The organism is Wukongibacter baidiensis (genome assembly GCF_050888315.1).
Taxonomy (GTDB): Bacteria; Bacillota; Clostridia; order Peptostreptococcales; family Caminicellaceae; genus Wukongibacter; species Wukongibacter baidiensis.
Map to the genome: position 1 here is coordinate 2,340,269 of NZ_CP138202.1, position 12,597 is coordinate 2,352,865.

The window sequence follows — 12,597 nt, forward strand, 5'->3', positions numbered from 1 at the left end:
CTACAATCAATCTTGAGATGTTCAGTAAATGTCCTATTCTTCTGACAAGCTTAGAATATTTGCCATCATCCTGTAGGCACCCGGTACTAGATTATCTAATTCTAAATGCCATACGATAGATGTGTACATATATGTACCTTTACCGTAGTCTGCTACTAACCAGGTACCATCTCTAGGTGTGTCTTCTTGACCTGGGTCAGCGGCTGACATTAACTCGGTATAATTTTCTTTATCCCAAGATGTAGCTGTCCATTCAGCTCTTTGTTGGAACCAATTATCCCAATCCTTATCTGTAATCTTATTAGGTGTATTGAATACTGGATGATCTGGCGCAAGTAATGTAACTTTTGCATTTTCATCATTGATATTTGTACTACTTAATTCGATTGGATAAGGTGCAAATTCTGATTTCCATTCATATGTCTTGTGGAATTGAACAACCATATTACCACCGTTTTCAACATAGTCGAGTAATCTATCGTTTGCAGTTACAAGATCAGGTCTTGCTTTATATGCCCTTACTCCAAGAATAATAGTGTCATAGATGCTTAAGTCGGCTGTTGCTAAATCATCTGCTGTTAATAGTGTCACATCAACACCCATTTGTCCTAATGATTCATATACTCTATCGTAACCACTATCCACATATCCTATCTTAATACCGTCGGCTATTTTCACGTCTACAACGGTTAATTTATAGGTTGCTGGTTTATACAAGTATTTTGTGTATATATGAGGATATTCAATGATTTGATATCCCTGTGCAAATCTTTCATTATTGGCAACTGCCGTTGCTGTTAGGTAAAAGTCACCGCTTACATTGGCTGGTACTTCTACTTCTATTGCAACGGAGGTTTGACGATCTTCACCATCGATTTCAAAGCCTGTGCTCTGGTTGACTAACTTCCAATCCTCAGGCAAGTCAAATTCTACATAACCGCTTACTGGTCCTTCGTTGTTATTTCTAACAAGTACATTAAATGTATTTACCTGTGGTGCTTCCGATGCAATAAGCATAGCCCTCTCAGGTGTTACCTCTACCGATAGAGCAGGTACTAGTTTTAATTCGTTGAAGGTATCAACTGTCATTGTTTGATTTCCATAATTATAGGACACTTTAATATCTAATGGAGATTTATCATAGGCGTCTGTGTATGCTGATTTACCTGCTGTAATATTAAATTCAACTGTGGCCTGATTACCGGCTTTAAGCCCACCTATAGATATTGAATCATCTTGTAGTTCCCAACCTTCTGGAAGCTTAGCTTCAAGATTAATTTCCTTTAGGTTTGCCTTACTTCTGTTATAAACAGTTGCTGTAGCTGTGAAGTTTTGTCCCGGTATAACGGTCTCATCGGACAACACTATATCAACGGCTACTGCAAGAACGTCTTCCATAACGGTTTCAATATCTGCTTCTTTTTCTTCTAAGTATTGAAGTGCATAGTCTTTTTTCATGGAATCAGCGTTACTTTCACTAACATAGTCTTTTAATGTTCTAACTGACTTGATTGCATCAACTAAGTCTTTATAAATAACTGATTCGTCCTTAGGGTCATACTTTTCTATTATAGAATCAATGCTTTTCTCCAGCTCATCAAATTCCTTTTTAATAGTTCCATATTTCTTATCACCCTTAAGTAAGTCACTAACTTTATCTAAACTGGTGTCAATTCCATCCATAATGCTCTTATTTTTTTGACCTACAACGGTCTGGCTCAACATCCACCTTGAAATGCTTTCACCTTTTTGAGGTGACTTTACCTTCCCCTGACACATATGCATTGAACGTGCTAAGGTACCTAATTCACTATATGACATCCCAAGTACTGGAGAGTATTGACCTAGATTGACCTCAAAATCATAGGTCATACCTTTATTGATATCTCTAGAGCTAATGGCTTGGTAAAGTTTTTTAGCCTGCCAAGATTGCAGACCTTCCTTTGTTATTTGATCTGGGAATCTATTTGGGTCTGCTGCCGCTGTAAAGGCTTCTTCTAGTAAAACTCCCGTTGCCATATGATGACCATGGTCGCCCTTTCCGCTTCTGTGATGGGACATGATAACATCTGGTCTTTCAATTCTAATATGTCTTACCATATTTCCTAATAGTTCTTCTTTATCCCAAATACTAAAGGTTTCTTCTGTTGATACAGAGTAACCAAAATCCGTAGCACCTAAAAATAATTGTTTTGAACCATCGATGGCTCTAGCCGAAGCTAGCTCTTGAGAGCGGATAACTCCAAGTGCCTCATAGAGTTCATCACCGATCTCATTCTGTCCACCTTCACCCCAGTTAGATACTAAATAGCTTGATCTTAGGTGCAGTCCTTTGTCTAGATAAGTTAACATAGCATTGTTTTCATCGTCAGGGTGAGCCCCTATGAACATGACGTTACCAACTTCTTGCAGCTTTAGGATGTCTAACATGGTCTTAGATGTTCCCCTTACCCCTAAGTACTTGAACTGATCGTCCTTTGCTAGTGCTGTGCCTGTGAATAATCCAATCACCATCACTATTGTTAATATCATGCTAATCGCGGATTTCATTCTTTTTTTTCCCATTATTTCGCCCCCTAGAATTTAGAATTCATATGAAGATAAACTACTCTTTTGTGGTTTATCTCAGAAACAATGAATAGGATCCCTCCTCTCGAAATCTATGGATAACTTTGCATCAGTAGGCCCCCACCTAATTGAGTATAAAGTTATTTTTGTAATCTCATTCCCTGGATTGGTGCTTGGATTATGGTTTATATTTTGTATTGTTAGTTGGTAGCTATTTGTTTGGAAAACGTGACATGGGGACAGGCCCACGGACACACTGGAAAGAGAGTATGTCAGATGGGTCCGTCCCCAAGTCACATTTTCTACTCTAACCGTTGGGTTTACTTTATTTGGTTGCTAGTTGATTGTTATTACCTTTGAATCTTAATAGGTTTGACCTAAAAGCCTAGGAGCTAGCGGCTCCTACCCTTTTGTTGAGCCGGCTGCTAGGCTGTCTACTACGTGTTCTTGAAGTATGACGAATATTATTATACTTGGTATACTTACCATTACTATGGCTGCAAACAAGGCTGTGTAGTTGAAGCTGAATTGTGATGTGAAGTAGCTTAGTGCAACAGGTATTGTTCTATTGTTTTGTGAGTTTGTTAGGATTAGGGCGTATAGGAACTCGTTCCAGGACAATAGGAACTGTAGTACCGCCGCTGTTGCGAATCCTGGTTTTGCTATTGGTATCATTATTTTTAAATAGGTTTTAAAGAATCCTGCACCGTCTATATATGCTGCCTCTTCGATACTCCTTGGTATGCTTAGGAAGTAGCTTTTAAGTATATATAGAGTTGTTGGTAAACCGAGTGCAGTATATACCAGTATTAGACCGGCCTTTGTATCATATAGTCCCATCCTCTTTATGGTCATATAAACGGGATGGATAAGTGATGTCATAGGTAATAGTAATGATAAGGACAATATTAGATTTATGGTTTTGCTAAATCTAAACTGAAATCTGGCTAGTACATAGGCCGACATTCCAACTATAAATACATTTAATGCCGTACTTGATAGTGAAACTATTATACTGTTTATATAGAACTTGTGTAGTGGTGAAAGCTTAAAGGCATTTATATATCCATCAAAGGTCCAGCTCTTTGGCAGGCTCAGGGCAGATTCCAATATCTCACTATTTGTTTTAAAGGAGGATATTAGTACCCATAAAAACGGTACAATGGATATAAGTATGACTACTGCTAGAAAAATATTTCTTAATATCTTAAGAAATGATTCCGATGCTTTATCAGGTGAATTTTGATTTTTTTGTTTAACTATTGCTTTGGAAGTATCCATCTTCTACATCCTCTCTATACATCAGCCTTACCCATTCTGAAAATCCTAGAAATGAATATTATGCTGATTATTCCTAAAATTATTAATAGGGTTCCTATTGTGTTTGCATATCCAAAGTTGTTTTCAATCAATGCTGTTTTATACAGATATAATGGCAAGTTTATTGTTAAATCCATTGGCCCACCCTTTGTGGTGAGGTAAATCAATTCAAATTCCTTTAGCATACTTGTTGCCGATATGATTACACAGGTTCCCAATATATTTCTAATCATCGGAAGTGTTATATATATGGAGGTTTGTAAATCCGTTGCCCCATCTATCATAGCTGCTTCAAAGAGTGATTTTGGTATCGATTTGATTTCAGCTAATATAAGTATTGTTATAAGTCCTGCGAAAAGAAGCCAAGAAACTGTAACTGTTCCAAAGGCTGTATCGAAATCAAAGAACCAGTTTCTACTAAAGTCCTTAAAGCCTACTGCTCTAATGATGGAGTTTATTATTCCATACTGAGGATTAAATACATTTAATAGGATCATCCCAAGGGCCGAAGCCGATATAATATTTGGAATCATATATGTTGTTCTTATAAATTTCCATCCAAAGGGCTTTTTAGATAATATTAAAGCTAATATAGCACCTATAGAAACATGGACGGTTGTCTGTAGTAGTATCCATATAAATGTGTTTGAAAGTGCCTTTCTGAAGGTACTGTCATTTTTTAATACATCTATATAGTTTGAAAATCCTATGAAGGTCATTTCACCTGAAAAGCCCTTCCATTTAAAAAAGGAAGTACTTATTACTGTACCAACGGGTATTGCGAAAATTAATAGGAATAGGATTATCGTAGGTAATAGAAACATTGCTATCCATAATGTCTTGTTTTTCATAGTAACTAGTCTCCTTCTTAATAAACCTCCTCAAGAAAGACTTTCTCGAGGAGGTTTGCATATGATGCTCTACTTATTCTTTAATGCCGTTTCAGTTAATCTCTTTGCAAATTCCTCCGGTGTCATTTTATCAAGTGCTAATGCTGGATAGTCTGTGCTTAGTTTATCAAGTACGTTTGGATACCATAGAGACTGATAGTAATTGTACTTATACTTAGTTCCATTTGCCGCCTCTACAAGCTCAACTAATAGTCTATGCTTACCCTTGATATCGTCGCCTATTTGTATTTCTTCAGATGTAGGTATTCTACCAAGCATGTCTAATCCACGTAATTGAGTTTCCTTGCTAGTTAAGAACTTAAGGAACTTAACTGTAGCGTCTGCATGCTCTTTGTCCTTTGATGCCACAAAGTATCCAAGCATAGGAGCATCAAATATACCGCTTCCTGGATATGCTGCTACTCCAACCTTGTCGATAAATCCTTCCGGTGCCTTTGTTGTATCCTTGAAATCTTCGATCATCCATGGTCCATTTGCTATCATAGCTGTTTTTCCTGATAGGAAATTATTAGCTCCGTTTTCATACTTACCACCAACTGCATCTGAAGTTGTGTAGTTTAAGAACATTTTTTGTATCTTTGCTGTTGCATCTAAAAACTCTGGACTACTATAGTCTTCAACATATACTGTGTTCATGAATTTGTTTCCTGCATCGCCATTTGTTCCAATGATTGAGTTCATCCAAAGTGATGTCAACCATCCTGTATCTGCTGTATCCATTGATAATGGAGTGATTCCTGCTGCCTTTAATTTATCACATACTTCAAAGAATTCGTCCCAAGTCTTTGGAGGTGCTTCTACTCCTGCCTTAGCAAATAATTCTTTATTATAGAAGTAGCCTATCATTTGTCTTTCTTCTGGTACTGAGTAGATCTTTCCATCTCTACTATTAAAGTCGAGGTCTCTTTGTGTAAACATAGCTTTCCAGTCAGAATCTTCTTCTAAATAAGGTGTAAGATCAACTGCAACACCCTTTTCTAATGCTGCATCTAATAGGTTGTATCCTCCTGCATAGATTAGATCTGGTAATTCATCGGCAGATAAAAGTACCTTCATCTTATCTACATAGGCCTGATCTCCAGGTATTTCTTCTATTTCTACTCTGATTTCATCGCCATAAAGCTTATGAAATTCTTCTATATTTTGCTGTAATAATGGTGCAGATGGGTTTACACCTACTTGGAATGTAGGATATTTGATTACAATAGGTTCATTTTTCTCTTCCTTAGCTGCATTTTCAGCAGGTGCCGGCTCACTACCGGTTTCATTAGGCTTACTGCCACAGGCTGCTAACGAAAAGATCATTGCAAGGGATAAAATAATTGCAAAACTCTTCTTTAAAATTCTTCCCATTATATTTCCTCCTCAAATCCTCTCAAAATTTATTCTCAAGTATATTGTAAACGTTATCCTAATAAAAGTTAATAAAATAAATTTACTGAAAATTTAAAATTATTTACACAAAACTGTTATTAATGTATCAATATTTATAGTAATACTTCTCTTTATAGAAAGAATAATCTAAATATTTTTACTTTATATCACTTTTTTTACTTTTAAGTCTTTAGTCTTTTAATTATGTTTACAAATTATATATTAACTGATATCTTATGATTAACAGAATATTTGTAAAAGGCCTAAAGCCTTAGAAAATCTTGGTAATCGAGGTGTTTTATGAAATATAATTTTATTAAACGATTTTACAACCAATGTAAATATTCTATAAGATATAAATTCACCTTAACTATTATACTCATTGCCTTGCTGCCCATGTCCTTTTCATACTTCTATCTTTATGGAAGTATTTATTCAACCCTTGAGAAGAATGCTGAAAAGCTTCTCATGAACTCTATTAATATAATAAATAACAATCTAGAGCGGCAGTTTGATATCATCGATCAGACTTCAATGCTTTTTTTATCCAATATAACCCTTAGATCTGTCCTTGAGGACGAGAGCTATAAGAAATTTGACTATACACAGCCGGAGAAGAATCTTTTGATGGACCAAAACTTAAAAAGCCAATTATTATTTAACTATGCCTGGGATAGGAAGTGGCTTGATTCTGTGTTTATTTTAGAAAATCCTGATGTATATTACTTCATAACTCGAAATGGTCCAAGTCCTAAAATTATTGATAATAATGTAGATGTATATAATTATGTTGATACCTTAGAAGGAGAAAAACATTTTATTCCTCCTACTGAGGAAAATCCTATTATATACTTTATAAGAAATATAAATGATTTAAATACTCAAGAACTTATAGGCAGGCTCATCCTTGGAATCGATGTAGACTCCCTATCTCAAACCGATGAGAGATTAATTGAATATGATAATGTTCAGATATTTACCTTTGATGATAATGGCATTATCTACTCCCATACCGATAGAAGTTTACTTGGGCAAAAGGTAGATAATATATTTAGAAACCTTGGCAGGTCTTCGTCGATTCATGATATTGAAATCGATGGCAAGGAATATTTTGTAACCAGTATGGAGATAGACAAGTATAATCTAACCTCTATTATTGCTATTCCAAAAAGTGAGGTACTTTTTGATTTAATAAGTAATATGAGGTATTACAGAGTAACTATTTGGATTGGAGTTGTCTTATCTTTAATAATTGGACTTTATATTTCTTCAAGGCTTGTAAAGCCCATAAAGCTCATAACCAATGTTACTCAGAAGGTTAAAAAGGGAATCTTCCATGAAACCCTACCTCCATCAAAATACACTGAGTTAAATCAATTCAGCGTGGCATTTAATACGATGATCGATGAAATAGATTATCTTATCAATGAGGTTTATGAAAAACAGCTTCTTATTAAGGAATCGGAGCTGGCAATGCTTCAGTCCCAGATCAATCCACATTTTCTCTTTAATGTACTTGAGACTATTGGTTGGGAGGCTGTTTTATCAAACAATGATAAGATCAATGAGATGATTACCTCCTTAGGTCAATTGATACGAGCATCAATTACCCTAGGCAGCAGGGAGAAGATTTCTATAGGTGAAGAGCTTGAATATATAAACTCCTATCTTTGCCTTCAAAAGATTAGATATGAGGATAGGCTAGATTTTGAGGTCAATATTGCCGATGACAGCCTCAGTGATTATTTTATACCGAAGCTTTCAGTTATTCCATTAGTTGAAAATGCTATAGTCCACGGTTTAGAGGAAAAAAGAGGAATAGGTCATTTAGAAATCAATATATATAGGACAGAAATGGGTATTTCCTTTGAGATCATCGATGACGGTAAGGGTTTTGATGCTACGAGCTTTGACTTTAACAGCATCGAATCCTTTGAAAAAAGAAAGTCTACTAGCTCCAGTATTGGTTTATATAATTCACATAAGCGTATAAAGCTGATGTATGGTAATGAATACGGTTTATCTATTGAAAGTAAAATAGACGTGGGAACTATGGTTATACTTCAGATTCCCCTAGATGATGAGGAGGATTTCAATGTATCGACTTATGATAGTTGACGATGAGCCCATAATTAGAAGAGGTCTCTTGAACTTTATACAATGGGAATCGATAGATTGCACTGTAGCTGTCCTTGCTACCGATGGAGTTGATGCCATTGAAAAGTTAAAAACCTCAGATATAGATATAGTGATATCGGATATTAAGATGCCCGAGGTAAATGGTATTGAGCTGACAAAGCATATATATGAGAATTATCCAAGTACTAAGGTTATCATTTTGACTGCCTATAGTGACTTCTCCTTTTCTCAGTCTGCAATTAGGTATGGCGCAATAGATTTTGTTTTAAAGCCCACCTCAAAGGCTAAGCTCCTTGAAGCCATTGAAAAGGCTAAAAAGCTTATCGCAGAAGAAAAGGAGAGGAAAATGGAGATCAAGAATCTTGAGAGTAGGCTTTCAAAGAATACTTTAAGCCTGCAGGAGCATTTTCTTTTTAAGGTAATAAATAATATTAAGCTGGGAAATTCACAGATGATTGAGGAAATGGGCTCCCTTGGAATTAATCTAAGTAATTATTTTTCAATTATTGCTAAGATAGATGACAAGCAGCTAAGGGGTAATAGGCTAGTAGATAATGAGAGCAGTATTTTATCTATCAAAGACTATGTTAGTAAGTCCATCAGAGATAACAAAAGTTATAGTGTTATGGTAGACAACCAGACCCTATGCTTATTTATCTCCTTCGACTCTAATGACCATGGTAGTAATTTAGAAAAGATAATTGATTTATCTAGGGATATTATCTCTTTATCAAATAGTTTTTTAGGGGTTAATGTTTCTATAGGTATAAGTAATATTCATGATAGTCTAGATGATATTTCTAAGGCATATAATGAAGCCTTCAAGGCCCTTTCTAATAGTTTTTTTGTAAAAAATAGTTTCTTCGTATATGCTGGTGATACCCATAGTGATGATAATACCAATGATCTTATGAGGGATTATTTCAAGGATATTCTTGAAAGTATTCAATCGGGAGATTCTATTGGAGCGATAAATGTATTGAAGAAGACCTTTAATATGTATAGGCGTTCAAATCAGCCTATTGAAAATATTAAAAGTAATAATATTTTACTCTATTCACTAATCGGTAATCTTTCTAATGATAGGAATTTGAGACATTTAAATGTATTCGATGATAACAAGAATGTGATTTCTGAGATTTTAAGGAGTAAGTCCTGCGAGAATATTTTAAAGCTTCTCTCCACGGTTATTGAAGGAGTCTGTAGTGGAGTTAATTGTGAAAGGGCAAGTAGTAATTCTGTGGTTGAAAAGGTAAGAAAATATATTGATGAGAACTATATGAATAATATTAGTCTTTCGACTATAGCGGAGGCAATCCATGTTAATAGTAGTTACTTGAGCAGGCTTTATAAGAAGGAGACTAATAAGAATATAACTGCTGTTATTAATGAGGTTAGGCTTGAGAAGGCTAAGGATTTGCTTTTATCGACGGATATGAAGATATATGAGATAGCGGAATCTGTTGGGATTGAGAATGCTACTTACTTCTCGATACTTTTTAAGAAGTATACGGGGTATAATCCTAAGGATTATAAGGGGGTTATGGGGTAGGTATGGCTCAACTGCTAGCTACTTGCTACTAGGTTTTGAAGGCATGGGTTATTGATTAGTTGAGAGGATTAATTTTCTTAGTAAGTTTCGAAAACGTGATATGGGGACAGGCCCACGGACACACTGGGGAGCGCGTGTCAGATGGGTCCGTCCCCATGTCACATTTTCTTTGGCTCTAGTAAGGTATACCTTTTAGGGTCTCGCATTTAGGTCTTTTGGTTTTGGTTGGACTTATCTCGGTTGGTAAATGATCTTTAATAATAATTTAAGGGCTGCGGAATTGATCGCAGCCCTTGGTTATTTTTTGATATTTTTAGTTATGTTTTAGTCTCCGTTAGGCTCTCAACTTTAAGCTTTTTGAGATCTCTTTCCTTTCTTTGAAAGAACTGTGAAGGCTTGGTAGATTAGGATTAATGCTAGGATGAATAGTGCTATACCGAAGCCAACTAGGATGAAGTTTCCTGCTGCCATGTTTCCTTTGATTAGGAGAACTAGTGCTGTTAGTGTGACTGCGAACATGAATACCATTGGGTATACGAACATCTTGTTATTTCTTCCGATGTTAGTCATCCATACTGCCATTGCAAGTAGGGCTATGGCTCCTAGTAGTTGGTTTGATGCTCCGAATAGAGGCCATACCTGTTTCCATCCAGCAACGGCAAGTAATCCACCTAATACAACGGTTATACCCGTTGATACGAATCTGTTGGTAGCTAGGATACTTTGAACTTCCTTTGTATCATCTTCGAAGAATTCCTGGAATACGAATCTCGCAAGCCTTGTTGCTGTATCTAGACTTGTTAATGCAAAGGCTGAAATAGCTAGGGCTACGAATGGCTTACCTACTTCCATAGGAATACCGATTGATGTCATGAATCTACCTACTCCATCGGAGAATACGTTAACTGGTCCTCCAGCTGCTAATAATTCTTTAAGTTTATCTGCTCCAACGTATCCAGCAGTGATTAAAGCTATAACGGCTAATACACACTCTATAAGCATACCACCGTAACCGATTAGCTTAGCATCCTTTTCGTTAGAGATCTGTTTTGATGAGGTTCCTGAACCAACCAGTGAGTGGAAGCCCGATATTGCTCCACATGCAACGATAACAAATAGCATTGGGAATAGATACGTTCCATTTACCTTAAATCCATTGTATGCTGCTAGTTGTAGTGATGGTCTATACATTAATAGTCCAATAACTGCTCCACCTATCATGGCATATAACAGGAAGGAGTTAAGGTAATCTCTAGGCTGTAAAAGTATCCATACCGGTGTAACCGATGCTATGAATATATATCCTAATAGTAATACTATCCAAGTGTTTAATCCAAGGCTTATAGGGAATTTCATACCTAACCATATACATGCAAATAGTAGTAGAACGCCCGCGATACTACCTATGGTTAAGGAAACACCCTTTCTATATACTGCAAATCCAAATACTACAGCTAGAAGTATAAATAATATTGATGCTGTAGCTGCCTGAGGTACCTTTACGAAGGTACTTGCAACGATATTAACAAAGGCTGCTACTACTAGTAGTAATGCCAACCATGCAAATACTGAGAATAGTTTCTTTCCTGCTTTTCCGATGTTTACTTCGATAATCTGACCTACGGATTTACCATCGTGTCTTATGGATGCAAATAGTGATCCAAAGTCCTGTACTCCACCGAAGAAGATACCACCGATGATAATCCAAAGCATTACTGGAAACCATCCAAATATAGCAGCAGCTATTGGTCCTACAATAGGTCCTGCTCCGGCTATAGATGCAAAATGGTGTCCTAGAAGAACTGCTGAGCTTGCTGGCACATAGTCGACTCCATCATTTTTTGTGTGAGCTGGAGTCTTTCTCTTTGAATCCACTCCCCACTGTTTACAGAGCCATGCACCATAGGTTACATAAGCAATAGCAAATACAATAATTGCAAAGGCTACTAATAATAATGCATTCATGTTGAATCCCCCTTTTTATTATTTTAATCCAGATTATTCATAGAATCTTCTTTTCCCTTTTCTATGGATACTCTGGATTTATGGACGATAGAATTTATCGACCTTTTTAGCCTTTTGGCTTGTGAAAACCTCTCCCTTCTTTAGATCAACAAGTATAAGCCCCACATCGGCCCACCCCTTTAGGCCAAATGCAAAGCTCTTTTGATATTTAAATTTTTGAATGCTTTTTATCAAATTATCTTCCTTCAGTTCATCTACTACCAATATCCCTGTTATTGTACTCGACATATGTTCATGATGTGGATCGACATAATCCATAATGCTATCTTTTAAAATCTTTATAATTTCTTCAAGATCATCTTTGCTTAGTTCTTTGAAATGCTTCATGAAGCAATATTGATCATTTTCAAATGCGTATATGGTTAGTTTTTTGCTAGCCATGTATTTCTCATTTCTTACATTTGAAACGGCAAAGAGATCGAATTCCTTATTACTATATGTATATTTTTCTTCTATATTAAAATACCTGGAAAGTCGATCTTTGATGTTTTCTTTATAGTCTTTAAATTCCATATCATCACCAACTCTATTTTATTCTGTAAAGCTATTTTTATGTCTGTATTTTGGAAAATTCTTACATAATTAATATTTTAGTCCATTCCTTTGATGAGTAAATATAGTATTCAACATTTGTTGTATTTTACCTTTATTTCCAGTATTATTTCCCGATTTTTTTTTATTTTCAATTAATAGTTTTTGAGATGCTAG

8 protein-coding genes are annotated in these 12,597 nt (G+C 35.8%); 2 read left to right on the forward strand and 6 right to left on the reverse strand.

The window, feature by feature from the left end:
• Positions 1-33: 33 nt before the first annotated feature.
• From R9X47_RS10615 to R9X47_RS10630, 4 genes are all read right to left on the reverse strand, one after another.
• Positions 34-2,565, reverse strand: a complete 2,532-nt coding sequence (locus R9X47_RS10615; protein ID WP_432666799.1) for a PIG-L family deacetylase — start codon at positions 2,563-2,565, stop codon at positions 34-36.
• Positions 2,566-2,970: 405 nt separating this feature from the next.
• Complete coding sequence (locus tag R9X47_RS10620; RefSeq protein WP_432666800.1) at positions 2,971-3,849, reverse strand: carbohydrate ABC transporter permease; 879 nt, start codon at positions 3,847-3,849, stop codon at positions 2,971-2,973.
• A 14-nt stretch (positions 3,850-3,863) separates the two neighbouring features.
• On the reverse strand, positions 3,864-4,739 hold the full coding sequence (locus R9X47_RS10625) for a carbohydrate ABC transporter permease (protein ID WP_432666801.1): 876 nt from the start codon (positions 4,737-4,739) through the stop codon (positions 3,864-3,866).
• A gap of 69 nt (positions 4,740-4,808) precedes the next feature.
• Positions 4,809-6,152 carry an ABC transporter substrate-binding protein gene (locus R9X47_RS10630; protein WP_432666802.1) on the reverse strand — a complete coding sequence of 448 codons (1,344 nt, stop codon included), beginning with the start codon at positions 6,150-6,152 and terminating at the stop codon, positions 4,809-4,811.
• A gap of 321 nt (positions 6,153-6,473) precedes the next feature.
• Here R9X47_RS10630 and R9X47_RS10635 point away from each other — a divergent pair, with 321 nt between their 5' ends.
• Both R9X47_RS10635 and R9X47_RS10640 read left to right on the forward strand, forming a co-directional pair.
• Positions 6,474-8,291 carry a sensor histidine kinase gene (locus R9X47_RS10635; protein WP_432666803.1) on the forward strand — a complete coding sequence of 606 codons (1,818 nt, stop codon included), beginning with the start codon at positions 6,474-6,476 and terminating at the stop codon, positions 8,289-8,291.
• A complete protein-coding gene (locus R9X47_RS10640; protein ID WP_432666804.1) occupies positions 8,269-9,864 on the forward strand; it encodes a response regulator in 1,596 nt (531 codons plus the stop codon). The genes R9X47_RS10635 and R9X47_RS10640 overlap by 23 nt, the downstream gene beginning before the upstream one ends.
• Before the next feature lie 348 nt (positions 9,865-10,212).
• Here R9X47_RS10640 and R9X47_RS10645 read toward each other — a convergent pair whose 3' ends face one another.
• Positions 10,213-11,829: a carbon starvation CstA family protein gene (locus tag R9X47_RS10645; RefSeq protein WP_432666805.1), complete on the reverse strand. Its 1,617-nt coding sequence runs from the start codon at positions 11,827-11,829 to the stop codon at positions 10,213-10,215.
• A gap of 78 nt (positions 11,830-11,907) precedes the next feature.
• On the reverse strand, positions 11,908-12,402 hold the full coding sequence (locus R9X47_RS10650; protein ID WP_432666806.1) for a hypothetical protein: 495 nt from the start codon (positions 12,400-12,402) through the stop codon (positions 11,908-11,910).
• Positions 12,403-12,597: the final 195 nt, after the last annotated feature.